Source organism: Azonexus sp. R2A61, assembly GCF_021401135.1.
Classification (GTDB): Bacteria; Pseudomonadota; Gammaproteobacteria; order Burkholderiales; family Rhodocyclaceae; genus Azonexus.
In genome coordinates this window covers 328,902-354,599 of the sequence record NZ_JACBFO010000002.1, presented here as the reverse complement: position 1 = coordinate 354,599, position 25,698 = coordinate 328,902, and the positions used below count along the sequence as shown (strand labels likewise).

Genomic DNA, 25,698 nt, shown 5'->3' with positions numbered 1-25,698 from the left:
GGAGGCCCGGCGATGAGCGTGCGCGTGCAGACAGCGGATTTCGACGTCGGTGCCGAGTTGACCGCACTGCGCGCCAACGACCCGCGCATCGGCGCGCTGGCCAGCTTCGTCGGCCTGGTGCGCGACATCAACGACGGCGCCAGCGTGTCCGGCATGACGCTGGAACACTACCCGGGCATGACCGAGAAAGCGCTCGAGGCCATCGTCGCCGACGCGCAAGGGCGCTGGGACATCTTCGACGCGCTGGTCATCCACCGCGTCGGTCCGCTCGCGCCGTGCGACCAGATCGTGCTGGTCGCGGTGAGCTCGGCGCACCGCGGCGAGGCCTTCGCCGCCTGCGAGTTCATCATGGACTACCTGAAGACGAAGGCGCCGTTCTGGAAGAAGGAAGCGACGGCCGACGGCGGTCGCTGGGTCGACGCCCGCGAGTCCGACGACAGCGCCGCGGCGCGCTGGCAGGACTAGCGCGGTCGACCGGCCGCAGCCACGAAAAAGGGACGCCGCGGCGTCCCTTCGTTTTTCCCGGGATGCTTCCCGATCAGGTGCGGAAGCGGGCCACCGCCTCGTGCAGTTCGTGCGACAGGCTTTGCAGCCGGCGCGCCGCGTCGGCCGTGTGGCGCACGGCGATGGCGCTTTCCTCGGACATCTGGGCGATGGTCTCCAGCTTCTGCGCGATGTCGTTGCTGGCGATGCTCTGCTCGGCGATCGAATCGGAAATGCCGTTGACCACGTGCGTGACGCGCAGCGCGCCGTCGCGGATGCGGTTGATCGAGTCGCCGGCCTGGTTGGCCAGCTCGACACCGTTGCCGACCTGGACGACGCCGGCCTGCATGCTGGTCACGGCGCTGCGGGTACCGTTCTGGATCTTGCCGACCATGTCGGCGATCTCGGTGGTCGACAGGCTGGTCCGCTCGGCCAGTTTGCGCACTTCGTCGGCCACCACCGCGAAGCCCCGGCCCTGTTCGCCGGCGCGAGCCGCCTCGATGGCGGCATTCAGCGCCAGCAGGTTGGTCTGGTCGGCGATGTCGCGGATGGTATTGACGATGGAGGTGATCTGGTCGGACTGCTTGCCGAGGTCCTCGATGATGCCGGACGAGGCCTGCACCGCTTCGGAAATCTTGCGCATCTCGGTGGCCGCGCTGTGGATGACCGCCGCGCCTTCCTCGGACAAGGTACCGGATTCGCGGGAGATGCCGTGCGCCTCGCCGGCGTTTTCCTTGACCTGGTCGATGCTGACTGCCATTTCCTCGACCGAGGCGGCCATCGACGACGCGGCATCGCTCTGCTGGCGAGCCCGGCTGGCCACTTCCTCGGAGGCGGTCAGCAGTTGTTCGGCGGCGCTCGCCACCTGTTCGGCATTGCCGGTGATGGTGGCGATCATCGTGCGCAGCGTGTCCTGCATGCTGCGGATGTCGACGAGCAGGCTGCCCTTGTCGTCGGCGGCGCATTCGACCGGCGTCGACAGGTCGCCGGCGGCGATGCGCCGGGTGATCGCCGAGGCGACGGCCGGGTCGCCGCCCAGCGTGCGGATGATGTTGCGCGACAGCAGCGACAGCGACACGGCGATGAAACCGCCCAGGCCGATGCCCCAGGCAAGCAGCCACAGGGCATTGTGGCGGAACCTGGCCTCGACGTCGTCGATGTAGATGCCGGAACCGATCACCCAGCCCCAGGGCTTGAAGCCGGTGACGTAGGAAATCTTCGGCACGCCTTCCTCGGCCCCCGGTTTCGGCCATAGATAGTCGACGAAGCCGGAACCACTTTCGTTGACCGTGCGGTTGAACTCAAGGAACAGCAGCTTGCCGTTCTTGTCCTTGATCTTGTCGAGCTTCTGGCCCTGCAGTTCGGGCTTGATCGGATGCATGACCATGGTGTCGCTCAGGTCGTTGATCCAGAAATATTCGACCTTGTCGTAGCGCATGTCGCGCAGGGCTTCGGCGGCCAGTTGCTTGGCTTCGTCCTCGCCGATCTTGCCGGCCTTGGCCATGGCCTCGAAGTGGGCGACCGTGGCTTCGGCGACCTCGACCAGGTTGCGCACCTTGTTCTTGCGGTCTTCCATCATGCTGTTCTTGCCGTCGATCAGCAGAACGACGAACAATACGATCAAGGCACCGATGGTGGTCAATGTCATCGCGGTCAACTTGCCGCGCAGGCTCATTCCCGTCATGAGAGCTTCCCCTTGCATTGCGAATATGGTTTTTTTGGTGGGCGTAGCTTACCCGCAAATTCCCGCGGAGCAATAGGGATATACGCGTATTCGCCAGGGTGCGTCTTGAAAATTCCGGGTCGACCCTCATTTCTGAAACATTCGGCATTCAGCGCGATTGGAGAACACCATGCGACTCGACAAACTGACCACCAAATTCCAGCAGGCCCTGGGCGACGCCCAGAGTCTGGCCAACGGCAACGACCAGCAATTCATCGAGCCACAGCACCTGTTGCTGGCGTTGCTCGGCCAGGACGATGGCGGCACCGCTTCGCTGCTGGCGCGTGCCGGCGTCAATGTGCCGGCCCTCAAGCGCGACATCGAAGGGGCGCTGACCCGCCTGCCCAAGGTCGAAGGCCACGGCGGCGACGTGCAGGTCGGCCGCGATCTCGGCAATCTGTTGAATCTCACCGACAAGGAAGCGCAGAAGCGTGGCGACCAGTTCATCGCCAGCGAAATGTTCCTGCTCGTCCTCTGTGACGACAAAGGTGAATGTGGTCGCATCGCCAGGCAGCACGGCCTGCAGAAAAAGGCGCTGGAAGCGGCGATCATGGCCGTGCGCGGCGGCCAGAATGTCGATTCGCAGGAAGCCGAGGGCCAGCGCGAGTCGCTGAAGAAGTTCTGCATCGACCTGACCGAGCGCGCCGCCATGGGCAAGCTTGACCCGGTGATCGGCCGCGACGACGAAATCCGCCGCGCCATCCAGATCCTGCAACGGCGCACCAAGAACAACCCGGTACTGATCGGCGAGCCGGGTGTCGGCAAGACGGCCATCGTCGAAGGCCTGGCGCAGCGCATCGTCAATGGCGAGGTGCCGGAGACGCTGAAGGGCAAGAAGGTGCTGGTCCTCGACATGGCCGGCCTGCTGGCTGGTGCCAAGTACCGCGGCGAGTTCGAGGAGCGCCTGAAGGCGGTGCTCAAGGAAGTGGCGCAGGACGAAGGCCGCATCATCCTGTTCATCGACGAAATCCACACCATGGTCGGCGCCGGCAAGGCCGAAGGCGCCATCGACGCCGGCAACATGTTGAAGCCCGCCCTGGCGCGTGGCGAACTGCACTGCATCGGCGCGACGACGCTGGACGAATACCGCAAGTACATCGAGAAGGACGCCGCGCTCGAACGCCGCTTCCAGAAGGTGCTGGTCGACGAGCCGAGCGTCGAATCGACCATCGCCATCCTGCGCGGCCTGCAGGAGAAGTACGAGCTGCACCACGGCGTGGACATCACCGACCCGGCCATCGTCGCCGCCGCCGAACTGTCGCACCGCTACATCACCGACCGCTTCCTGCCGGACAAGGCCATCGACCTGATCGACGAGGCCGCCGCCCGCATCAAGATGGAAATCGACTCCAAGCCGGAAGTCATGGACAAGCTCGACCGCCGCATCATTCAGTTGAAGATCGAGCGCGAGGCGGTCAAGAAGGAAAAGGACGAAGCCTCGCAGAAGCGTCTGGCGCTGATCGAGGACGAAATCGCCCGGTTGACCAAGGAATATTCCGATCTCGAGGAAATCTGGAAGGCCGAGAAGTCGGCCGTGCTCGGTTCGGCGCAGATCAAGGAGGAAATCGACCATCTGAAGGCCGATATCGCCCGCTTCCAGCGCGAAGGCAAGCTCGACAAGGTGGCCGAGCTGCAGTACGGCAAGCTGCCGCAACTGGAAGCCCAGCTGAAGGCAGCGGATGCGGTCGACGGGGCTGAAAAGCCGAAAAACCAGCTGTTGCGCACCCAGGTCGGCGCCGAGGAAATCGCCGAGGTGGTCAGCCGCGCCACCGGCATCCCGGTCAGCAAGATGATGCAGGGCGAGCGCGACAAGCTGCTGCACATGGAAGACAAGCTGCACCAGCGCGTCGTCGGCCAGAACGAAGCGGTGACGCTGGTTGCCGACGCCATCCGCCGTTCGCGTGCCGGCCTCGCCGACCCGAACAAGCCCTACGGCTCATTCCTCTTCCTCGGCCCGACCGGCGTCGGCAAGACCGAACTGTGCAAGGCGCTGGCCGAGTTCATGTTCGATAGCGAGGAACACCTGATCCGCATCGACATGAGCGAGTTCATGGAGAAGCACTCGGTCGCCCGCCTGATTGGCGCGCCGCCGGGTTACGTCGGCTACGAGGAAGGCGGCTACCTGACCGAGGCGGTGCGCAGGAAGCCGTACAGCGTGATCCTGCTCGACGAGGTCGAGAAGGCGCACCCGGACGTCTTCAACGTGCTGCTGCAGGTGCTCGACGACGGCCGCATGACCGACGGCCAGGGTCGCACGGTCGACTTCAAGAATACGGTGATTGTCATGACGTCGAACCTCGGCAGCCAGATGATCCAGCAGATGCAGGGCGACGATTACCAGTTGATCAAGCTGGCGGTGATGGGCGAGGTGAAAACCTATTTCCGCCCGGAATTCATCAACCGCATCGACGAGGTGGTGGTCTTCCACGCGCTCGACGAGAAGAACATCGCCGGCATCGCCAGGATTCAGCTCGGCTATCTGGAAAAGCGGCTGGCGCAACTGGAAATGGGCATTGTCGTCGAGGATTCGGCGCTGAGCGAAATCGCCCAGGCCGGCTTCGATCCGGTGTTCGGGGCGCGGCCGCTCAAGCGGGCGATCCAGCAGCAGATCGAGAATCCGCTGGCCAAGTCCATCCTCGAAGGCAAGTTCGCCGCCAAGGACACGATTCGGGTCAGTGCCGAGAACGGAGTGCTGCGTTTTGCCAAGTAAGACCCTCGATCAGTGGCGGCAGGCCCGCCACGCCGAACTGGCCGGGCCGGACAGCTGGCTCGGCCTGGTCGGCCTGTTCTGGCTGGAGGATGCAATCAGCAAGGTCGGCAGCGGCGACAATTGCGTCGTCCGCCTGCCGTCCGGGCCGGCGCATCTCGGCGACCTGCTGTGCCGCGACGGCGAGGTCTTCTGGCAGCCGGCCGGCGGCGAGGCGAGGCCGCTGGCGACCGACCGCGACGGCCAGCCGTCTACGGTCGACCACGAAAATCTGTCGTTTTTCATCGTCGACCGTGACGGCCGTTTCGCCGCCCGCGTGCGCGACCGCGCCTGGGCGATGCGCCAGCCGTTCGCCGGCATCGAGCATTTTCCCGAAGATCCGGCCTGGGTCGTCGACGCCGAGTGGTTGCCGCTGGCGCCGCCGGTGAGCATGGAGGTGCCCAACGTCACCGGCGAACTGAAGCCGGTGACGGTTGCCTTCAAGGCGGTGTTTGCGGTCGACGGGCAAAAGGTCGAACTTTTGCCGATGGCGGTCGGCGAGCGCGAGGTCTTCTTCGTCTTCCGCGACCGCACGAGCGGCCGCGAGACCTATGGTGCCGGCCGTTTCCTGAAGGCGAAACCGGCGGTCGACGGCCGTATCCGCCTCGATTTCAACCGCGCTTTCAACCCGCCCTGCGCGTTCACGCCGTTCGCCACCTGTCCGCTGCCGCCGCCGGAGAACTGGCTGCCCTTCGCGGTGCCGGCCGGTGAGCGGAAATGGCAGGGCGCTCACTGATCGTTTGAACCGGCGGCCATCGCCGCTTGCATTCCCGGCATAAAACGGTATATATGGTTTTTAAACCGTATATACCGTTTCAACGTTTCCTGCCCGAAAAGGAGTGCGCCATGGACGATCTCGAAACCATCAGCATCCACTTGCTCGGCGCCCTGGTCGCCGGCGGCGTCATCGGCCTGGAACGCAGCTACCACGGGCGACCGGCCGGTTTCCGGACGCATGCGCTGGTCTGTCTGGCGTCCAGTCTGTTGATGCTGGTCACGCTGTACCAGTGGAAATGGCTGCCCGGCGTGCCGATGGATACCGTGCGCACCGATCCGACGCGGATGGCGCAGGGCATCATGACCGGCATCGGCTTTCTCGGTGCCGGCGTGATCTTCAAGGAAGGGCTCAGCGTGCGCGGGCTGACTACCGCGGCGTCGATCTGGATCACCGCGGCGATCGGCGTGCTGATCGGCGTCGGTTTCTATTTTCCGGCGGCGGTCGGCACCGTGCTGACCATCGGCACGCTGTCGCTGTTCCGCTGGATCGAGGCCCGGCTGCCGTCGCATTTCTACGCCCATCACTCGATCCGCTTCGACCGCGCGGCGCCGATGCCGGAGGCCGAGCTGCGCCGTTTCGTCACCGATGCCGGCTTCACCATCGCCAACATGAGCTACCGGCTGTCCGACGACGGCGCCTGGTTCGACTACAAGATGATCCTGCGCACGATCGATCCGGCCAATATTTCGCGCTACGCCGAAGCCTTGCGCGGCCATGCCGAGGTGCGTGCCTTCCGCATCTCGCCGACCGGGGATTGATGCCGGCCGGTGAGGGCACCGGGAAATTTTGTTAGAATATTAGAAATTGTTAATTCTTTCGGAGTTTCCCCGATGCTGCGTTTCGACATTCCCCCGGTCTGTGCCAATGCCTATCGCCTGCAGGCGGCGATGAGCTTCACCATCGCTGCGATCTATCTGTATACGCCCTACCAGTGGGTGTCGCTGCTGCTGGCGGTGGGCGGTCTGCTGCGCGGCTTCGTGTCGCCGCACAAATGCCTCTCCTACAAGGCTTTTGCCGGCGCGATGCAGCGCTTCGGGCTGGTCCGGTCGCAGAATGCCGGCTCCAAGATGTTTGCCGACAAGATCGCCGGCATCGCCGGCACGGCGATGTTCGTGACCTGGCTGCTCGGCTCCGGCATCGGTGCGGTGCCGGCCTACGCCATCCTGATCTTCGCCTTCATCGACCTGGCCACCGGTTTCTGCGCCGCCTGCTGGGCCTACGGCGCCTGGTACAAGCTGCGCCAGGCCTGAGCCGGAAAAACCTCGGTCGGGGTGGTTGACCGCAAGCCTGCGGTCAACCGCCTTTTTTTCAGAAAAACTGGTCCGGCGTCAGGCGCAGACCGAGCGAGAACCAGTGGTTCGCCCACGGCTGGTCGACGTGCCGGCCCAGCGTTGCATCGATCTGGAAACGTTCCGGGACGATGGCGAAACGCGCGCCGACCTGCCAGGCGGCCGATTGCCGATCGTCGCCGTAGACCTCGGCGATGGCCAGCAGGCGTTCGTGCAGCTTGATCTCGCTGCCGGCGCCCCAGGTCGTCGTCAACTGGCGGCCGTGCTTGTCGCGCTGCCAGCCGAGATTGAGGTGCAGCACGACGCGCTGCTCGGCCAGCGCCACGGACAGCGGCAGGTAGGCGTAATGGTAGCCGCGGTCGTCCGGCGCACCGGTCGGGTGGCGCAGCGTGCCGAGCGCCATGCCCCAGCCCCAGCCGTCGCCATCCAGTTCGCGGAACAGCGTCTTGAACTGGAACTGGGTGTCGTGCGAGGTCGCTTGCTCGTCCTGGCGGATGCGGTTGGCGGCCAGCGTCAGTTCGAGATTGCCGAACGGATTGCAGGCCGGTGCCACCCAGTATTCGCGCAGGCCGGGCGCGAACTTGCCCCAGCTTTCCAACTGGCAGCTGCCGGCGGTGGTCAGGCGTGCGTCGTCGGTCGCCATCGGCCGGGCGGCCAGCGCGTCGAAGGCGAGGGAAGCGAGCAACAGGGGCAGCAGTCGGGTGGCGGTGCGCAACATGGATGGGCGGCTTGATGGTGGCGAACGCGGAAAAGCGGCATGCTATGACCGCTTCGTTACCGTTCGATGACGGCGCCGTTCAGGCGAGATGGTTGGCGACGGCCCAGACGGCGGCTTCGACCCGCGAGCGGAACTTGAGTTTCTTCAGCAGGTTGCGGATGTGCACCTTGACCGTGCTTTCCATGATGTCCAGTTCGCGGGCGATCAGCTTGTTCGACATGCCGGCGGCCAGGCATTTGAGAATCGTCGTTTCGCGCTCGGTCAGACTGGCCTGGTGGCGATTTTCGATCACCGTTTCCTGGCGCAGCGCGCTGGCCAGCAGGCTGGTCAGTTCCGGGCTGATCGCGGTGCGGCCGTGCATCGCGCTGTCGATCAACTGCAGGATGTCGTCCGGATCGTTGTCCTTCAGCACGTAGCCGTCGGCGCCGGCGCGGATGGCGGCGATCAGGTCGTCGGGCGCGTTGGAGACGGTCAGGATGATGATGCGTGCGTCGATCTCCAGATCGCGCAGCACGCGCAATGTTTCCAGCCCGTTCATGCCCTTCATGTTGAGGTCGAGCAGGATCAGGTCGGGGTCCAGTTCGTGGGCGCGGGCGATGCCTTCCTGGCCGCCGGCGGCTTCGCCGACGATGCAGAAGCCGGGCGCCAGTTCGAGCAACTGGCAGACGCCGCGGCGGAACAGCGGGTGATCGTCGATGACGAGGACGCGGGTCGGGTCGGTCATGCGGGGTTTCTTTCGGGAGCGGTCTGCCGGTATTGCAGCGGCAGGAACTGGAGTTCGATGACGGTGCCGGCGCCCGGCCGGCTGGCGATGTCGAGCCGGCCGCCGAGCAGTTGCGCGCGGTCGCGCATGATGCTGGTGCCGAAATGGTTGGCCGGCGTGTCGGCCGGGTCGAAGCCGCGGCCGTCGTCGCGCACGCGCACGCGGACCCGACGTTCCGGACCGATCTCGATATCGACCTCGGCCGAGCTCGCGTCGGCGTGGCGTTCGATGTTCGACAGCGCCTCGCGGACGATGCGGATGACGTGCATCTCCTCGTTGGCCGACAGCGCGATGCCGGCCAGCGGATTGTTCAGGCCGACCGGAAAGCCCAGCTTGGCCGAGAACTCGACGACGGTTTCCTGCAGCGCGACGGCAAAACCGCGCTCGTCGATGCGCAGCCGGAAGGTGGTGATCAGTTCGCGCAGTTCGCGGTAGGCCGCGTTCAGGCCGCGTTTCAGTTCGTCGGTGATGGTGCGCGCATCGCCGCCGCTCTCGATGGTTTTCTCCAGCCGGGTGACCTGGATTTTCAGATAGGACAGCGACTGGGCGATCGAGTCGTGCAGTTCGCGGGCGATCGCCGAGCGTTCCTCGAGCACCGCCAGCCGGTGTTTTTCCTCGGCCCGCCGCATGTTGGCCAGGGCGTTCGAGACATGGTGGCCGACCGTTTCGATCAGCCGCAGCTTTTCGCGCGGCAACGGCGCGTCGCCGCGCAGACGGATCGGCAGCGTGCCCTGCAGCGGCATGCTGTCGCCGATCGGCAGGATCAGCATGTCGCCGTGCTGCTCGGCAAGATCGCGGCCGGCATGGGCAAAACAGGTCGCGCAGTCGTGTTGACCGCACCAGGCCCGGCGCTCGGCTTCGTCGAGGTCCCCGATCACCGGCTGGGCCGGCAACTGGCCGTGTTCGCTGATGCAGATCATGCTGTGGCCGAGCTCCAGCGCCTGTTCGATATCGCGCAGCACCGCCTCGATCTGGTCCAGCGTCAGGTCGCTGGCCGACAGTCGCTGGCTGGTCCGGTACAGCAGTTCGAGCGACTGGTTGGAGCGGGTCAGTTCGCGGGTCTTCTCGTCGACCTTGTCCGCCAGGTGGGCGTACATGTTGGCGATTTCCCCGACCATCGTGTTGAAGGCCTGGCCGAGACGTCCCAGTTCATCGTCGGAGACATGGCTGACGCGCGTCGAGAACGAACCGCCGGCCACCGTGTTGGCCGCCTTGAGCAGGTGCGCCAGCGGCTGTGCCAGGCGCTGGCGAAGAATCCAGCTGGTCAGCAGGCACACGGCGATGATCACCGCCAGCAGCACGAGTTGGGTGATGCGCAGCCAGCGCACCTTGTTTTCCAGGTCTTCCTCGATGGCCAGCACCAGTTGATCGATCTGGCCGACGAAGACCGGGATGTCGCGCGCCGCCTGGGCGAAGGCGTCGACTTCGCCGGTCGCCGCGGCCAGCAGCAGCGGCCGGATGTAGGCGCTCCAGCGGTCGACGATCTGCGACACCGCGCGTTGCGATGCCGTGTCGCCCGCCGATTTGGTGGCCAGGAAATGGTCCAGGCCGAGCAGGCGCCGTTCGAATTGGGCAGCACTGTCGGCCACCTGCGGGCGTTTTTCCGGCTGTGCCGTTTCGCTGAGCATGCGGAAGCTCATCATCCGCAACGAGCCGGCGATGTTGATGGCGTTGGCCTTGCCGCTGATGTTCTCGGCCACGACGGCCGAAATGACGATGGACAGGAAGGACAGCGTGGCAAGCAGCCCGACCGCCAGCCCGAGCTGGACCAGCAGCGAGTTGCGCAGCGTCTGCAGGAGGGTATCGGCGGTCCGTATTTTCACGGGTATTCCGGATTAGCCGGCCGACCGTTCGGCGTAGCCGGCGGTGTTGTCCCGGATGGGCGAATGTTTTTGCATGGGACTGATTTTAATGGATTTATTGTCGATGTCTCTCTACCTATTTGGAGGTAGAACCGTAGAGTGATGGGCTGGCGGCGGGCCTGTTTTCCTGCCCTCGGGCTGGCTAGGATGCGCTGCATCAAGTGTATTTCGAGTTTCGTCGTGAATCCTTCCCGTCGTGCTTTTTTCGGATTTTCCCGCGTCGACCGCAGCAGCCTGCGGCCGCCCTGGGCCGTTCCGGAAGCGGACTTCACCGCCGCCTGTACGCGCTGCAGCGACTGTGTCGCTGCCTGCCCGACGGGCTTGCTGGTCCGCGGCGACGGCGGTTATCCGCAAACCGATTTCACGCCCGGCCATGCGCCGGACGGTTGCACCTTCTGCGGCGCCTGCCGCGCGGCCTGTCCCAGCGGTGCGCTGAGCGCCGCGATCGATCCGCCGTGGCGGCGCGTCGCCGGTTTCGGCGACGACTGCCTGGCCAGTCGCGGCGTCGTCTGCCGGACCTGCGGCGAACGCTGTCCGGTCGATGCCATCCATTTTCCCCCGCGTCTCGGCGGCGTTGCTCGACCGTTGCTCGACGCCGCCGCCTGCAACGGCTGCGGCGCCTGTCTGGCCGATTGCCCGACGCGGGCCATCCGTATCGTCGCCGATCCGGCGGCGGCCGTTTCTTCCGGAGTCGCGTCATGAAGATCGTCAGTCTCGTCCTGAAGTTTCCGCCGGCGCATGCCGCCGAAATCCGCGCCGCCGTCGAGGCGGTGCCCGGCACCAGTGTCGCCCACGACCACGGCGACGGCCGGATGCTGGTGCTGATCGAGGACGGTGACGGCTACGCCGTGTCCGATTCGATCATCCAGGTCCATCGTGCGCCGCACCTGATGTCGGTGACGCTGGCTTACGAATACTGCGACGAAGCGCTTGAAGCACTAGAACTCGAGGAGGTTTGACCATGACCATGAATCGCCGTGATTTCCTGAAGACCCAGGCGGTGGCCGCCGCCGCCGCAACCGCCGGTATCCCGTTCGCCGCTGAGGCGGCGAAGGGCGGCAGCAGCACCGACATCCGCTGGGACAAGGCGGCCTGCCGCTTTTGCGGCACCGGCTGCTCGGTGCTGGTCGGCGTCCAGAACGGTCGCATCGTCGCCACCCAGGGCGATCCGGATGCGCCGGTCAACCGCGGCCTGAACTGCATCAAGGGCTACTTCCTGTCGAAGATCCAGTACGGCGCCGACCGCCTGACCAAGCCGCTGCTGCGCATGAAGAACGGCAAGTACGACAAGGACGGCGAATTCCAGCCGATTTCCTGGAAGCAGGCCTTCGACATCATGGAAGTGAAGTGGAAGGAAGCGCTGGCCGCCGACATGAAGGCCAACGCCGGCAAGCCAGTCACCGAAATGACCTCGTCGATCGGCATGTTCGGCTCCGGCCAATGGACCATCTTCGAGGGCTACGCCGCCAGCAAGCTGTGGAAGGCCGGTTTCCGCTCCAACAACCTCGACCCCAACGCCCGCCACTGCATGGCCTCGGCCGTCGCCGGTTTCATGCGTACCTTCGGCATCGACGAGCCGATGGGCTGCTACGACGACATCGAGAACGCCGACGCCTTCGTGCTGTGGGGTTCGAACATGGCGGAAATGCACCCGATCCTGTGGTCGCGCATCACCGACCGCCGGCTGACCCATACCGACGCCCAGGTGCACGTGCTGTCCACCTTCGAGCATCGCAGTTTCGAACTGGCCGACAACGGCATGATCTTCGTGCCGCAAACCGACCTGGCGATCCTCAACTACATCTGCAACCACATCATCCAGAGCGGCAAGGTCAACCAGGACTTCGTCAAGAAACACGTCAATTTCAAGATGGGCGAAACCGACATCGGCTTCGGCCTGCGCCCGAACCACGCGCTGGAAAAGGATGCCAAGTCGAACGGCTATCCCGGCACCGACGGCAAGCCGAAGGGCGACACCGGTGCCGCCAAGCCGATCGCCTTCGAGGATTTCAAGAAGTTCGTTTCCGAATACACGCTGGAAAAGACCGCCAAGCTGTCCGGCGTGCCGGCCGAGCGGCTGAAGAAGCTGGCCGAGCTGTACGCCGATCCGAAGAAGAAGATCGTCTCCTTCTGGACCATGGGCTTCAACCAGCACACCCGCGGCACCTGGGTGAACAACATGATCTACAACGTGCACCTGCTGACCGGCAAGATTTCGACGCCGGGCAGCGGTCCGTTCTCGCTGACCGGCCAGCCGTCGGCCTGCGGTACGGCGCGCGAGGTGGGCACCTTCGCCCATCGCCTGCCGGCCGACATGGTGGTGACCAATGCCGAGCATCGCAAGCACACCGAGGAAATCTGGAAGCTGCCGGAAGGTACGCTGAGCGGCAAGATCGGTTTCCACGCCGTGGCCCAGAGCCGGGCGCTGAAGGACGGCAAGCTCAAGGTCTACTGGACGACGACGACCAACAACATGCAGGCCGGTCCCAACGTCAACGAGGAAATCTATCCCGGCTGGCGCAATCCGGCGGCCTTCGTAGTGGTGTCGGATGCCTACCCGACGGTCTCGGCGATGGCCGCCGACCTGGTGCTGCCGTCGGCGATGTGGACCGAGAAGGAGGGCGCCTTCGGCAACGCCGAGCGGCGCACCCAGTTCTGGCGCCAGCAGGTGGCGGCGCCGGGCGAGGCCAAGTCCGACCTGTGGCAGTACATCGAATTCTCCAAGCGCTTCAAGGTCGAGGAGGTCTGGCCGGCCGAGCTGATCGCCAAGAAGCCGGAGCTCAAGGGCAAGACGCTGTTCGACGTGCTCTACAAGAACGGCCAGGTGAACAAGTTCCCGCTGGCCGACCTGGAGAAGGCCAACGGCCACGCGATCAAGGGCTACACCAACGACGAATCGAAGGAACTCGGCTTCTACCTGCACAAGGGCCTGTTCGAGGAATACGCGATGTTCGGCCGCGGCCACGGCCACGACCTGGCGCCGTTCGATACCTATCACAAGGCGCGCGGCCTGCGCTGGCCGGTGGTCGACGGCAAGGAAACGCTGTGGCGCTTCCGCGAAGGCTACGATCCCTACGTCAAGGCCGGCGAGGACTTCGCCTTCTACGGCCACAAGGACAAGAAGGCGGTGATCTTCGCGCTGCCCTACCAGGACCCGCCGGAAAAGCCCGACGCCGAGTTCGACCTGTGGTTGTGCACCGGTCGCGTGCTCGAACACTGGCATACCGGCTCGATGACCCGGCGGGTGCCGGAACTGCACCGCGCAGTCCCGGAAGCGCTGATCTACATGCATCCGGAAGACGCCCGCAAGCGCGGCATCCAGCGCGGCATGAAGGTCAAGGTCAATTCACGGCGCGGCGAGATCCAGTTGCGTGTCGAGACCAAGGGGCGCAACAAGCCGCCAATCGGCCTGGTGTTCATTCCCTTCTTCGACGAAGGCAAGCTGGTCAACAAGCTGACACTCGACGCCACTTGTCCGATTTCCAAGGAAACGGACTTCAAGAAGTGCGCCGTCAAGGTCGCCCGCGCCTGATTTTCCGGTAAATACGGACGTCGACCGCAATGGCCCGGAAACCCACCGCCCAGCCGCCGGAAACCGCCGGTGCGTCGCCTGCTTCGGCGGCGCGCCGGAAGTTCCTCAACGGCATCGCCGCGGCGGCCGGCGGCGGCGTCTTGCTGACCGCCGCGTCGTGGCTGGCGGTGCGGCCGGCCTCGGCCAATCCGGCGCTGGCGCTGCGCCCGCCCGGCGCACTGGGCGAGGCGGCGTTCCTGTCGGCCTGCGTACGCTGCGGCTTGTGCGTGCGCGACTGCCCCTACGACACGCTGAAGCTGGCGCCGCAAGGTGACGGCGTGGCGCCCGGTACGCCGTTCTTCACGGCGCGCGACGTGCCGTGCGAGATGTGCGACGACATTCCCTGCGTCAAGGCCTGCCCGACCGGCGCGCTGAACCCGAAGCTGACCGACATCCAGCAGGCCGAAATGGGGCTTGCCGTGCTCTCCGATCACGAAAGCTGCCTGAACTTCCTCGGCCTGCGCTGCGATGTCTGCTATCGCGTCTGCCCGGTGATCGACAAGGCGATCACGCTGGAAAAACTGCACAACCCGCGTTCCGACCGTCACGCGCTGCTGCTGCCGACCGTGCATTCGGAGCACTGCACCGGTTGCGGCAAGTGCGAGAAAGCCTGCGTGCTGCCCGAAGCGGCGATCAAGGTGATGCCGGTCAAACTGGCCCGCGGCGCCTTGCCCGAGCATTACCGCAAGGGCTGGGAAGAAAAGGAAAAACATGGCGGCTCGCTGATCGGCGAGCAACTCGAACTGCCGGTACGCGGTCTGGAAGACAAGGCCTACGGCGATGTTCGCGTCGCTGCGCCGCCGCTCGACGCGCCGTCGGCACCGTCCGGCATGAATTCGCGGTGGCAGCCATGAACGCGCCCGCGTCTGTCTCCCGGGGCGCCGGCAAGGGCTGGCTGGCTGCGCATCGCTGGCTGATTTTGCGCCGTTTGAGCCAGTTGACCGTACTCGCGCTGTTCGTCAGCGGCCCGTGGTTCGGGCTGTGGATCGCCAAGGGCAACCTGGCCTCGTCGCTGACCCTGGGCGTGCTGCCGCTGACCGATCCCTATCTTTTCCTGCAGAGCCTGGCCGCCGGTTTCCTGCCCGGTGCCTCGGCGCTGCTCGGTGCGGCCATCGTCGTCGCCTTCTATGCCGCGTTCGGTGGCCGCTTGTATTGCGCCTGGGTCTGCCCGGTCAACCCGCTGACCGATGCCGCCGCCTGGCTGCGCCGCCGGCTTGGCCTGAAATCCGGCCGCGCGCCGGCTGCCGCGACGCGTTACTGGGTGCTGGCCGGTTCGCTGCTCGCCGCCGCGCTGTCCGGCACGCTGGTCTGGGAATGGGTCAATCCGGTCAGCATCGTGCAGCGCAGCCTGATTTTCGGCCTGTCCGGCAGCCTTGCCGTGGTGCTGGCCCTCTTTGCCTACGATTTGCTGGTCGCCAGCCGCGGCTGGTGCGGCCACCTGTGCCCGATGGGCGCCTTCTACGGGCTGCTCGGCCAGGCGTCGCTGGTGCGCGTCAGCGCGGCCGCCCGCGGCCGCTGCGACGATTGTCTGGATTGTTTTGCCGTCTGCCCCGAGCCGCAGGTCATCCGCCCGGCACTCAAGCGGGCGGGGCAGGACAGTCCGCTGATCCTTGATCGCGACTGCACGGCCTGCGGCCGCTGCATCGATGTCTGCGACAAGGATGTCTTCCGTTTTACTCATCGGTTCGATCAAAGGAGCGATTCATGAAAAACCCGAGCCGCCTGTTCCCTGCCGCCCTGGGCGCGGCGCTTACCGTCCTCTGCCTGCTTGCGTCGCCCGTCCGGGCGGCCGACGGCGGACTGCAGTCGCTGCGCGGCGCCGCCATCCAGGCGCCGGAAACCGAAGCGGCCGATCCCTTCAAGAACATGAAGGACAGCACGCCGATCGAACGCAACTACGTGCAGCAGCCGCCGCTGATCCCGCACAAGGTCGATGGCTACACGGTGACCATGAAATACAACAAGTGCATGGATTGCCACGCCTGGAACCGCTACAAGGAAACCGGTGCGACCAAGGTCTCGCTGACCCACTTCAAGACGCGCGACGGCCAGGAACTGTCGAACATCTCGCCGCGCCGCTATTTCTGCCAGCAATGCCACGTACCGCAGGTCGACGCCAAGCCGCTGGTCGGCAATCAGTTCAAACCGGCGCAGGGCATGCGCTGATTCCTGCGGTCAACGGAGAAAAATCATGGAAAACGACAACAAAAACGCCGGCAAGCGCGGGTTGACCGCACGCGCCTGGGCCTGGCTCAAGGGTATCGGCATCGTCTCCGCGCTCGGCCTGTTCGCCGCCGGCGTGATCTTCTGGGGCGGTTTCAACACCGTGCTCGAACTGACCAACCGCGAAGCCTTCTGCATCTCCTGCCACGAGATGAAGGACAACGTGTACATGGAGTACCAGAACACCATCCACTACTCGAACCGTTCCGGTGTGCGTGCCACCTGCCCGGACTGCCACGTGCCCAAGGAATGGGTGCCGAAGATGATCCGCAAGATCCAGGCGTCGAACGAGGTGCTGCACAAGATCCTCGGCTCGATCGACACGCCCGAGAAATTCAACGCCAAGCGCCTAACGCTGGCCGAGCACGAATGGGAACGGATGAAGCGCACCGATTCGCGCGAATGCCGCAACTGCCACAACTTCGAATACTTCGACTACGGCATCCAGGGCCGCCGCGCCTCGGCCACCCACCAGGCGGCCTTCGACAAGGGGCAGACCTGCATCGACTGCCACAAGGGCATCGCCCACAAGCTGCCGGAGGTGAACCAGTCGATCGGTGCAATCAACGAAGAAGGCGCGCCGCCGCAAATCTTCCATCCCCCGACGGCAGCCGACAAGAAAGACTAGTACCCGCGTTCCAGACCTTTCGGCGCGTCCGGCTTCCCCCTGGCCGGCGCGCCTTTTTTCATGGGCGCTCAGGCGGCCGGCGCCGTTCCCCAGACGGCCAGCGTCTGCCGTATCCTCTCGGCCGCCGCCTGCAGTTCGGGGACGAATTGCCGGGCGGCCTCGCCGACGCCCAGGGCTTTGCGCAGGAAAACCACGTTGACCGCGGCGATCGCCTTGTCCTGGTTGAAGATCGGTACGGCCAGTGCGGAAATTCTTTCCTGGCTGCGCCATTCGCCGTCGTTGCTGGCGTAGCCCTGGGCGCGCACCTTGTCGATCAGGCTGTCGATCAGCTTCTCGTTGCGGGCGAATGCCGCCTGCTCATCGTTGCCCTGGCGGATCAGGTTGAGCACCTGCTGCCTTTCCTCGTCCGGACAAAAGGCCAGCCAGGCGCGGCCGGCGCTGGTGAACAGGATCGGCATGCGCTGGCGGATCATCGCCCGGTGGAAGGACAGCGGGCTGAAACGGTGGGTCGTTTCGCGCACCAGCATGCAGTCGCCGTCCAGCGTGCACAGATCGGACGGCCAGACCAGTTTCTTCAGCAGTTCGCCGAGCACCGGATTGGCGATTTCCGAGATCCATTCGTCGTCGGTAAAGCCATCGCTCAACTGGCGGATCTTGTGGTTCAGTCGATAGCTGTCGTCGGACGCCGAACGCCGCACGTAGCCTTCATCCTGCAGTGTTTCCAGCAGGCGGCGGACGGTGGTCCGGTGCAGGCCGGTTTCGGCGCTCAGTTCGGCGATCCGCGCCCAACCCTTGGGCGCGCGGTTGAGCGCGTGCAACAAAGCCAGGCCGCGGCTCAGACCTTGCACATGGGTGTAACTGGCGCCGCGGGACGGTCGCATGGCGACTCCTTGAAAGTTCAATGTAAACAGTATTGTGCATATTGTGCACAACTGGCAAATAAATTTCGACCTGTGCCGCCCCCTCCCTAGAATCGCCTCACACAAGAAAAACGAGGCGTGGAGACCCAATCCGGAGGGGACAACTCCTTCTCGGCTTCGTCCTTTTTGCAGCAGCGGGCTTGCCCGTTCAAAGACAGCTTGAGGAGTTTCTATGAGCATCAAACTGAAGTGCCTGTCGCACACGCCGCTACGCGGCCTGAACGATCCCGGTGCCGATGTGGTGGCCGAGGTGGACGCGGTGATCGCCCGTTCGCGTGCCGAGGTCGAAGCCTTCGATCCGGAACTGATTGTGTTGTTCGCGCCGGACCACTACAACGGCCTGTTCTACGACCTGATGCCGCCCTTCGTGATCGCCACGGCGGCCGAGGGCGTCGGCGACTACACCAGCCTGGCCGGGCCGCTGTCGGTGGACAAGGATCTGGCGCTGGACATGGCCAGGCACATCCTGGCCAGCGACGTCGATATCGCCATTTCCCATCGTCTGCAGGTCGACCACGGCTGCACGCAGACGCTGGAGGAAATGACCGGCAGCCTGACCCGCTACCCGGTGATTCCCATCATCATCAATTCGGTGGCGCCGCCCTTCGGCCCCTACCGCCGGGTGCGCAAGCTCGGCGAAGCCGTCGGCAGCTTCATCGCCGGCCTCGGCAAGCGCGTGCTGATCCTCGGTACCGGCGGCCTGTCGCACGAACCGCCCGTGCCGCTGTTGAAGGGCGCGCCGGACGAGATCGCCAACTTCCTGATCGCCGGCCGCAATCCGACGCCGGAATTCCGTGCGGCCCGCCAGGCGCGGACGATTGCCACCGGCCAGGTGTTCGGTACGCCGGAATGCGGCCTGACGCCGCTCAATCCGGCCTGGGACGCAGCCTTCATGCAGCAGTTGATCGACGCCCGTCTGGAAGAGGTCGACCAGTTCGACATCGAGGAAATCTCCAAGGCGGCCGGGCGCTCGACGCACGAAATCCGCACCTGGGTCGCCGCCTTCGCCGCCCTGCGGGCGGCCGGTGACGGCTACACGGCACGGCGCGATTACTACCGTCCGATCAACGAATGGATTGCCGGTTACGGCGTACTCAGCGCCGACGGCCGCTAAACACGACAGATTGAGGAGTTGCAAATGAGCAAGATGGAAAACATTGCGGTCGACATCCCGACCGAAGAAGAAATCGTTCGCCGCGCCCAGGCGCTGATCCCGCTGCTGCGCGAACGCGCCGAGGCATGCGAGCGCAACCGCATGGTGTCGAAGGAGACCATCCAGGCTTTCCACGAGGCCGGTTTCTTCCGCATCCTGCAGCCGAAGCGCTGGGGTGGCTACGAAATGTCGCCGAACGTGCTCAACCGCGTGCTGATGGAGCTGGCCCGCGGCTGCCCGTCCAGCGCCTGGAACGTCATGGTGCTCGGCGTCCATCCCTTCGAAGTGGGTCTCTTGCCGACGCAGGTCGGCGACGAACTGTGGGGGGCGGACAACGGCAAGCTGGTGTCCTCGTCCTACGCGCCTTTCGGTACCGTCAAGGCGGTCGAGGGCGGTTACGTGCTGAACGGCGAATGGCTGACCTCGTCCGGCTGCGACCATGCGGCCGGCGGCGCCTTCGTCGGCGGCCGGGTCGAGGAGGGCGGCGAACTGGTGTTCCGTTCCTTCTGGATCCAGCGCAGCGATTTCGAGATCGTCGACGACTGGTTCGTCGTCGGCCTGGCCGGTACCGGTTCGAAGAAGCTGATCGTCAAGGAAGTGTTCGTGCCGGCCTACCGCAGCCACGCCATCGGTGCCTACGGCGAGGAATCGCACGGCGGCGTCGAGAACCTCTACAAGATGCCTTTCTTCTACGTCTTCTACGCTGCCGTCTCGTCGGTGATCATCGGCATGGCGCGCGGCATGGTCGATCTCTACGTCGAGCACATGGTGCCGCGCCAGAACATCAACCAGGCGGTCGGTGCGGCGGTCAACGATCCCTTCATCAAGGGCCGGCTGGGCGAAGCCTACGCCAAGATCGTCGGCGCCGCCTCGCGCGTACTGAGCAATACCGACGAAGCCTGGGCCTACGCTTCGCGCGGCGAGCTGGTGCCGCTCGACATCCGCGTCCGCCACTTCGCGACCAACCAGTTCACCGGCGGCGAGTGCTTCGAGGCCGCGCACATGATCTTCAAGAAGACCTCGACCCGCGGCATCTGGATGAACTGCCCGATGCAGCGCCAGATGCGCGACATCCTGGTCGGCGCCAACCACATCACGCAGAACCAGGACAACATCGGCGATCTGCTCGGCGGCCATCTGCTGGGCAATCCGCTACCGCAACCCAACCCCTTCGGCGCCAAGCCGGGGCAGGTCTGAGCCGGGAGCGCGCGATGAACGACAGGATCAACCAGCGCCTCGACTGGCGGCCCAATGAGCGTCTGGCCGGGCTGCCGGCGGTCGGCGCCGACGAGCACCGCAACGGTATGCGGCATTTCGCCGCCAGCGTATCCATCATCACCGCGCGCGCCGGCGAGCAGCGCGCCGGGCTGACCGCCACGGCGGTCTGCTCGGTGACCGCCGATCCGCCGCGCCTGGTGGTGTTCGTCAACAAGAACGTCGTCGCCAACCAGATCGTCCTCGACAGCGGCGCCCTGTGCGTCAATGTCCTGGCCAGCGAGCAGGAGGAGGTCGCCAAAGCCTTCGCCGGCATGATCAAGGAGGTGCATGGCGATGCCCGCTTCGGTTACGGTGTCTGGTCCGAGGCGGCGACCGGCGCGCCGGTGCTCGATGCCGCCCTGAGCAGTTTCGATTGCCGCGTGATCAAGGTCTTCGACGAAAGCACCCATAACGCTTTCCTGTGCGAAGTGCTGGCCGTACGCGAGCGCAAGGACGGCGAGGCGCTGATCTACCTGAACGGCGGTTTCCGCAGCATTCCCCAGTAAGACCCGGTTTTTCCCATATCCACAAAACAAGGAGACAAAGAATGAAGAAATTGCTTGCCCTGACCGGTGCCACCCTGATCGCCATGCCGGCGCTGGCCGACATCAACGTCGGTGTGATCGCCTCGCTGACCGGCCCGGCCGCCGCGCTGGGTGCCGAGACCAAGAAGGCCGTGGCGCTGTTCCCGGCCACCGTCGGCAAGGAAAAGGTCAATTACATCGTGCTCGACGACGGCACCGATCCGACCAACGCCGTGAAGAACGCCCGCAAGCTGATCTCCGAGGACAAGGTGGACGTCATCCTCGGCCCCAACCTGATCAGCACCGCGATGGCCATCGCCGACGTGGCCAACGGCGAGAAGACGCCGATGGTCTCCGTGGCGCCGCTCGACGTCTCCGGCGACAAGCGCCAGTTCATCTTCCGTTCCGAGCCCTCGGCCGACCTGATGGTCAACCGCGTGGTTGCCGACATGCTGGAGAACGGCGCCAAGACGGTCGGCTTCATCGGCTTTTCCGACTCCTGGGGCGAACTGCTGCTGAAGGCGCTGACCAAGGCCGGCGAAGGCAAGCTGAAGATCGTCGCGACCGAGCGCTACGGCCGCGCCGATCCGTCGGTGCAGGCGCAGGTGCTGAAGGTCATGGCCGCCAAGCCCGACGTCGTGTTCGTCGGCGCTTCCGGCACGCCGGCCGCGATGCCGCAGATCACGCTGCGCGAGCGTGGCTACAAGGGCCGCATCTACCAGTCGCACGGCGTGACCAGCAAGGAATTCCTGCGGGTCGGCGGCAAGTTCGTCGAGGGCGCGCTGATCCCGGTCGGCCCGGTGCTGGTGGCCGAGCAACTGCCGGACAGCCATCCGACCAAGAAGGCCGGCGTCGCTTTCGTCAAGGAACTGGAAGCCAAGAACGGTCCGGATTCCCGCTCCACCTTCGCCGGTGCTTCGTGGGACGCCTGGCTGCTGGCCCGTCACGGCATCGAGGCGGCGCTGGCCAAGAAGCACAAGCCGGGCACCCCGGAATTCCGTGCCGCGCTGCGCGACGGTATCGAACAGACCAGCAAGCTGGTCGGCAGCAACGGCGTCTACACCATGGGCGCAGCCGATCACGCCGGCTACGATCCGGCCGCCATCGTGCTGATCAAGGTCGAGAACAACCGCTGGACGCTGGTCAAGTGATGGCGGATCAACTGACGATCGAAGCGGCCGCCGCGCAATTGCGCGGCGCCCACGACACGGGGCAGGTCGTCGCCCCGTTGCGCGACCGCCTGGCGGCGACGGATGTCGATACTGCCTACGCGATCCAGGAAGCCAACACCTATCAGTGGCTGTCCGAAGGGCGGCGGCTGGTCGGCCGCAAGATCGGCCTGACCTCGCTGGCCGTGCAGAAGCAGTTGGGCGTCGACCAGCCGGACTTCGGCATGCTGTTCGCCGACATGGCGGTCGGCGACGGCGAGCCGGTCGCCCTCGGGCGCCTGATCCAGCCCAAGGTCGAAGCCGAGATCGCGCTGGTCATCGGCCGCGACCTGACGCAGGAGCGCCACACCTACGCCGACCTGCTGCGGGCGACCGAGTATGCGCTGCCGGCGGTCGAGATCGTCGATAGCCGGATCGCGTCCTGGAACATCAAATTCGTCGACACCGTCGCCGACAACGCCTCCAGCGGCCTGTTCGTGCTCGGCAGCCGGCCGCGTCGGCTGAGCGATTTCGACGTCGCCAACTGCGCGATGGAAATGAAATCCGGCGACGCCGTGGTGTCCGCCGGCAACGGCCGCGCCTGCCTGGGCAGTCCGCTCAACGCGGCGGTCTGGCTGGCCGACGTGATGGTCCGTTGCGGCCGCCCGCTGCTGGCCGGCGACATCGTGCTGACCGGCGCCCTCGGGCCGATGGTCACCGTCAGTGCCGGACAACGTTTCGACGTCGCCATCGATGGACTGGGCACGGTGTGCGCCCTGTTCGCCTGAATAACACCAACTCATGACAGAGAACGAAATGACCAACAAGATCAAATGCGCGCTGATCGGTCCCGGCAACATTGGCACGGACCTTTTGTACAAGTTGAAGCGCAGCCCCTTTTTGGAGCCGGCCTGGATGGTCGGCATCGACCCGGAATCGGAAGGCCTCAAGCGGGCCGCCGAGCTGGGCCTCAAAGTCACCGCCGGTGGCGTCGATGGCCTGCTGCCGCACGTCAAGGCAGACAACATCCAGATCGCCTTCGACGCGACCAGCGCCTACGTGCACGCCGAGAACAGCCGCAAGTTGAATGAACTGGGCGTGCTGATGATCGACCTGACGCCCGCCGCCATCGGTCCCTACTGCGTGCCGCCGGTGAACCTCGCCCAGCACGTCGGCCAGCGCGAAATGAACGTCAACATGGTCACCTGCGGCGGCCAGGCCACCATCCCGATGGTCGCCGCCGTCTCCCGCGTCCAGAAGGTCGCCTACGGCGAAATCGTCGCCACGGTGTCCAGCAAGTCCGCCGGTCCCGGCACCCGCAAGAACATCGACGAATTCACCCGCACCACCGCCGGTGCAGTGGAAAAGGTCGGCGGCGCCGCCAAGGGCAAGGCCATCATCATCATCAACCCGGCCGAACCGCCGCTGATCATGCGCGACACCGTGCACTGTCTGACGGTCGACACCCCGGATCAGGCAAAAATCACCGAATCCATCCACGCCATGATCAAGGAAGTCCAGAAGTACGTGCCCGGCTATCGCCTGGTCAACGGCCCGGTCTTCGACGGCAACCGCGTCTCCGTCTTCCTCGAAGTGCAGGGGCTCGGCGACTTCCTGCCGACCTACGCCGGCAACCTCGACATCATGACCGCCGCCGGTGCCCGCACCGCCGAGATGTTCGCCGCAGCCATCCTCAAGGGCGAGCTGACGCTGCAGCCCGTGGCCGCCTGAGACAAGGAGAGAAGACATGACCCTGCAAGGCAAACAAATCACCCTCCACGACATGACCCTGCGCGACGGCATGCACCCGAAGCGCCACCAGATGACGCTGGACCAGATGGTCGCCATCGCCAGCGGCCTCGATGCCGCCGGCGTGCCGCTGATCGAAGTCACGCACGGCGACGGCCTGGGCGGCTCCTCGGTGAACTACGGTTTCCCGGCCCACACCGACGAGGAATATCTCGGCACCGTCATCCCCAAGATGAAACAGGCCAAGGTCTCGGCACTGCTGCTGCCCGGCATCGGCACCGTCGACCACCTGAAGATGGCGCGCGACCTGGGCGTCAACACCATCCGCGTCGCCACCCACTGTACCGAAGCCGACGTCTCCGAGCAGCACATCACGCTGGCCCGCAAACTCGAGATGGACACCGTCGGCTTCCTGATGATGAGCCACATGAACAGCCCGGAAGGTCTGGTGCAGCAAGCCAAGCTGATGGAAGGCTACGGCGCCAACTGCATCTACGTCACCGACTCGGCCGGCCACCTGCTGCCGGAAGGCGTCAAGGCCCGCCTGGGCGCCGTACGCGCCGCACTGAAGCCGGAAACCGAACTGGGCTTCCATGGCCACCACAACCTGGCCATGGGCGTCGCCAACTCCATCGCCGCCATCGAAGTCGGCGCCAACCGCATCGACGCGGCCGCCGCCGGCCTGGGCGCCGGTGCCGGCAACACGCCGATGGAAGTGCTGGTCGCGGTGTGCAGCCTGATGGGCATCCAGACCGGCGTCGACGTCGCCAAGATCACCGACGTCGCCGAAGACCTGGTCGTGCCGATGATGGATTTCCCGATCCGCATCGACCGCGACGCGCTGACGCTGGGCTATGCCGGCGTCTATGGCTCCTTCCTGCTGTTCGCCAAGCGCGCCGCCGTCAAGTACGGCGTGCCGGCCCGCGAGATTCTCGTCGAGCTCGGCCGCCGCGGCATGGTCGGCGGACAGGAAGACATGATCGAAGACACCGCCATCACCATGGCTCGCGAAAGGGGTTTGCCGGTTTGATGGACTGGCGGCGTTCGCCGCCCCGGTTTTTTCGCTTTTTTTCAGGTTGACCGTGAGCGGCCATTCGCGTGGCCGCTTGCTGCTGTATCGGAGTCCTTCGATGGATGCCTCAATCTTTGCGTTGCTGGCCCAGGACGGGATCACCAACGGTGCCATTTACGCCTTGCTGGCGTTGGCGCTGGTGTTGGTCTTCGCCGTGACCCGCATCATCTTCATTCCCCAGGGCGAATTTCTCGCCTGGGGCGCGTTGACCGTCGCGGCCCTCGAAACGGGCACGCGGCCGGGCACCGTCTGGCTGCTGCTCGGGGCCGGGGCGCTGGCTTTCGCCACCGACCTGTTCGGGCGCTCGGGCGGGCGTCGCGCCTTGTTGCGTTCGGCACTATGGAACCTGGCTTACCCGGTGCTCGTCGGGGCGCTGGTGTGGACCCTGCCGCTGGGCGAGCTGCCGGCCGTGCTCAGGCTGGCGCTGGCGTTGGCCATCGTCGTGCCGCTGGGGCCGATGATCTATCGCGTCGTCTTCCAGCCCATCGCCGAGGCTTCGGTGCTGGTGCTGCTGATCGTCGCCGTCGCGCTGCATCTGCTGATGGTCGGGCTCGGCCTGCTGATCTTCGGGCCGGAAGGTTCGCGCACGCTGCCGTTCAGCGAGGCGCAGTTCGAGATCGGCGCACTGCTGATCGGCGGTCACACGCTCGTCGTGCTGGCGGTGGCGGCGGGGTTGATCGTCGGGCTCTATGCCTATTTCCGCCGCACCCTGTCGGGCAAGGCGCTGCTGGCCACGGCGATCAATCGCAACGGCGCGCGCCTGATGGGCATTTCGCCGGCCCTGGCCGGCCGCCGGACCTTCTTCTTCGCGGCCCTGATCGGCACGCTGTCCGGCATGCTGGTGGCGCCGCTGACGACGATCTACTACGACTCGGGCTTCCTGATCGGCCTGAAGGGCTTCGTCGCGGCGATCATCGGCGGCTTGGCCAGCTATCCGCTGGCCGCGGCCGGCGCCGTGGTGGTCGGCCTGCTGGAATCCTTCTCGTCCTTCTGGGCCAGCGCCTACAAGGACGTGCTGGTGTTCATGCTGATCATCCCGGTGCTGGTCTGGCTGTCCTGGCAGACGCACCACCTGGAGGAGGAGGACACCG

24 protein-coding genes and 1 pseudogene are annotated in these 25,698 nt (G+C 65.4%); 20 read left to right on the top strand and 5 right to left on the bottom strand.

What is annotated here, in order from left to right:
* Nucleotides 1–12 precede the first annotated feature (12 nt).
* Nucleotides 13–465: a molybdopterin synthase catalytic subunit MoaE gene (gene moaE / locus L0962_RS06800; protein WP_234085600.1), complete on the top strand. Its 453-nt coding sequence runs from the start codon at nucleotides 13–15 to the stop codon at nucleotides 463–465.
* Nucleotides 466–538: 73 nt separating this feature from the next.
* Here the strand turns inward: moaE and L0962_RS06795 are convergent, their stop codons facing one another.
* Entirely contained in the window at nucleotides 539–2,167 is a 1,629-nt protein-coding gene (locus tag L0962_RS06795; protein ID WP_301332251.1) for a methyl-accepting chemotaxis protein, read from the bottom strand.
* A 169-nt stretch (nucleotides 2,168–2,336) separates the two neighbouring features.
* Between L0962_RS06795 and clpB the strand changes: the two genes are divergently transcribed.
* The 4 genes from clpB (at nucleotide 2,337) to L0962_RS06775 (ending at nucleotide 6,980) form a co-directional block, all read left to right on the top strand.
* A complete protein-coding gene (gene clpB / locus L0962_RS06790) occupies nucleotides 2,337–4,916 on the top strand; it encodes an ATP-dependent chaperone ClpB (RefSeq protein ID WP_234085599.1) in 2,580 nt (859 codons plus the stop codon).
* Nucleotides 4,906–5,688 (top strand): DUF1684 domain-containing protein, encoded by a 783-nt coding sequence (locus L0962_RS06785; RefSeq protein ID WP_234085598.1) that lies wholly within the window; start codon nucleotides 4,906–4,908, stop codon nucleotides 5,686–5,688. The genes clpB and L0962_RS06785 overlap by 11 nt, the downstream gene beginning before the upstream one ends.
* Before the next feature lie 110 nt (nucleotides 5,689–5,798).
* Nucleotides 5,799–6,488 carry an MgtC/SapB family protein gene (locus tag L0962_RS06780; RefSeq protein ID WP_234085597.1) on the top strand — a complete coding sequence of 230 codons (690 nt, stop codon included), beginning with the start codon at nucleotides 5,799–5,801 and terminating at the stop codon, nucleotides 6,486–6,488.
* 72 nt (nucleotides 6,489–6,560) lie between these two features.
* Nucleotides 6,561–6,980 carry a DUF4395 family protein gene (locus tag L0962_RS06775; protein ID WP_234085596.1) on the top strand — a complete coding sequence of 140 codons (420 nt, stop codon included), beginning with the start codon at nucleotides 6,561–6,563 and terminating at the stop codon, nucleotides 6,978–6,980.
* Nucleotides 6,981–7,038: 58 nt separating this feature from the next.
* On the opposite strand, the gene L0962_RS06770 is transcribed toward L0962_RS06775, so the two are convergent.
* The 3 genes from L0962_RS06770 to L0962_RS06760 form a co-directional block, all read right to left on the bottom strand.
* Entirely contained in the window at nucleotides 7,039–7,737 is a 699-nt protein-coding gene (locus L0962_RS06770; RefSeq protein WP_234085595.1) for a hypothetical protein, read from the bottom strand.
* Between the two features lie 79 nt (nucleotides 7,738–7,816).
* Complete coding sequence (gene narL, locus L0962_RS06765; protein WP_234085594.1) at nucleotides 7,817–8,461, bottom strand: two-component system response regulator NarL; 645 nt, start codon at nucleotides 8,459–8,461, stop codon at nucleotides 7,817–7,819.
* Nucleotides 8,458–10,323, bottom strand: a complete 1,866-nt coding sequence (locus L0962_RS06760) for a histidine kinase (protein ID WP_234085593.1) — start codon at nucleotides 10,321–10,323, stop codon at nucleotides 8,458–8,460. Before L0962_RS06760 ends, narL begins: the two co-directional genes overlap by 4 nt.
* A gap of 219 nt (nucleotides 10,324–10,542) precedes the next feature.
* On the opposite strand from L0962_RS06760, the gene napF reads away from it, so the two are divergent.
* From napF to L0962_RS06725, 7 genes are read left to right on the top strand one after another with little or no spacing between them, the layout of a single operon-like run.
* Complete coding sequence (gene napF / locus L0962_RS06755) at nucleotides 10,543–11,064, top strand: ferredoxin-type protein NapF (protein ID WP_234085592.1); 522 nt, start codon at nucleotides 10,543–10,545, stop codon at nucleotides 11,062–11,064.
* On the top strand, nucleotides 11,061–11,321 hold the full coding sequence (locus L0962_RS06750) for a chaperone NapD (protein WP_234085591.1): 261 nt from the start codon (nucleotides 11,061–11,063) through the stop codon (nucleotides 11,319–11,321). Before napF ends, L0962_RS06750 begins: the two co-directional genes overlap by 4 nt.
* A gap of 2 nt (nucleotides 11,322–11,323) precedes the next feature.
* Nucleotides 11,324–13,894 carry a nitrate reductase catalytic subunit NapA gene (napA, locus tag L0962_RS06745; protein ID WP_234085590.1) on the top strand — a complete coding sequence of 857 codons (2,571 nt, stop codon included), beginning with the start codon at nucleotides 11,324–11,326 and terminating at the stop codon, nucleotides 13,892–13,894.
* Nucleotides 13,895–13,923: 29 nt separating this feature from the next.
* Nucleotides 13,924–14,787: a ferredoxin-type protein NapG gene (gene napG / locus L0962_RS06740; RefSeq protein ID WP_234085589.1), complete on the top strand. Its 864-nt coding sequence runs from the start codon at nucleotides 13,924–13,926 to the stop codon at nucleotides 14,785–14,787.
* Nucleotides 14,784–15,641, top strand: a complete 858-nt coding sequence (gene napH, locus L0962_RS06735) for a quinol dehydrogenase ferredoxin subunit NapH (RefSeq protein ID WP_234085588.1) — start codon at nucleotides 14,784–14,786, stop codon at nucleotides 15,639–15,641. The genes napG and napH overlap by 4 nt, the downstream gene beginning before the upstream one ends.
* Nucleotides 15,638–16,099: a nitrate reductase cytochrome c-type subunit gene (locus tag L0962_RS06730; RefSeq protein WP_234085587.1), complete on the top strand. Its 462-nt coding sequence runs from the start codon at nucleotides 15,638–15,640 to the stop codon at nucleotides 16,097–16,099. Before napH ends, L0962_RS06730 begins: the two co-directional genes overlap by 4 nt.
* Before the next feature lie 25 nt (nucleotides 16,100–16,124).
* Complete coding sequence (locus L0962_RS06725) at nucleotides 16,125–16,784, top strand: NapC/NirT family cytochrome c (RefSeq protein ID WP_234085586.1); 660 nt, start codon at nucleotides 16,125–16,127, stop codon at nucleotides 16,782–16,784.
* Between the two features lie 68 nt (nucleotides 16,785–16,852).
* Here L0962_RS06725 and L0962_RS06720 read toward each other — a convergent pair whose 3' ends face one another.
* Nucleotides 16,853–17,665, bottom strand: a complete 813-nt coding sequence (locus tag L0962_RS06720; RefSeq protein WP_234085585.1) for a DNA-binding transcriptional regulator — start codon at nucleotides 17,663–17,665, stop codon at nucleotides 16,853–16,855.
* A gap of 211 nt (nucleotides 17,666–17,876) precedes the next feature.
* Between L0962_RS06720 and L0962_RS06715 the strand changes: the two genes are divergently transcribed.
* The 8 genes and pseudogenes from L0962_RS06715 to L0962_RS06680 all read left to right on the top strand — a co-directional run.
* A complete protein-coding gene (locus L0962_RS06715; RefSeq protein ID WP_234085584.1) occupies nucleotides 17,877–18,818 on the top strand; it encodes a 3-carboxyethylcatechol 2,3-dioxygenase in 942 nt (313 codons plus the stop codon).
* A gap of 24 nt (nucleotides 18,819–18,842) precedes the next feature.
* Nucleotides 18,843–20,054, top strand: a complete 1,212-nt coding sequence (locus tag L0962_RS06710; protein ID WP_234085583.1) for an acyl-CoA dehydrogenase family protein — start codon at nucleotides 18,843–18,845, stop codon at nucleotides 20,052–20,054.
* A gap of 14 nt (nucleotides 20,055–20,068) precedes the next feature.
* Nucleotides 20,069–20,620 carry a flavin reductase family protein gene (locus L0962_RS06705; RefSeq protein WP_234085582.1) on the top strand — a complete coding sequence of 184 codons (552 nt, stop codon included), beginning with the start codon at nucleotides 20,069–20,071 and terminating at the stop codon, nucleotides 20,618–20,620.
* Nucleotides 20,621–20,661: 41 nt separating this feature from the next.
* On the top strand, nucleotides 20,662–21,789 hold the full coding sequence (locus L0962_RS06700; protein WP_234085581.1) for an ABC transporter substrate-binding protein: 1,128 nt from the start codon (nucleotides 20,662–20,664) through the stop codon (nucleotides 21,787–21,789).
* The gene (mhpD, locus tag L0962_RS06695) at nucleotides 21,789–22,574 is read left to right on the top strand and encodes a 2-keto-4-pentenoate hydratase (RefSeq protein ID WP_234085580.1); all 786 of its coding nucleotides are present in this window, start codon (nucleotides 21,789–21,791) and stop codon (nucleotides 22,572–22,574) included. Before L0962_RS06700 ends, mhpD begins: the two co-directional genes overlap by 1 nt.
* Before the next feature lie 28 nt (nucleotides 22,575–22,602).
* Nucleotides 22,603–23,517, top strand: a complete 915-nt coding sequence (locus L0962_RS06690; protein WP_234085579.1) for an acetaldehyde dehydrogenase (acetylating) — start codon at nucleotides 22,603–22,605, stop codon at nucleotides 23,515–23,517.
* Nucleotides 23,518–23,533: 16 nt separating this feature from the next.
* Complete coding sequence (gene dmpG / locus L0962_RS06685; RefSeq protein WP_234085578.1) at nucleotides 23,534–24,565, top strand: 4-hydroxy-2-oxovalerate aldolase; 1,032 nt, start codon at nucleotides 23,534–23,536, stop codon at nucleotides 24,563–24,565.
* Between the two features lie 100 nt (nucleotides 24,566–24,665).
* Nucleotides 24,666–25,694: pseudogene (locus L0962_RS06680) on the top strand (branched-chain amino acid ABC transporter permease); the annotation flags it as partial.
* Nucleotides 25,695–25,698 lie beyond the last annotated feature (4 nt).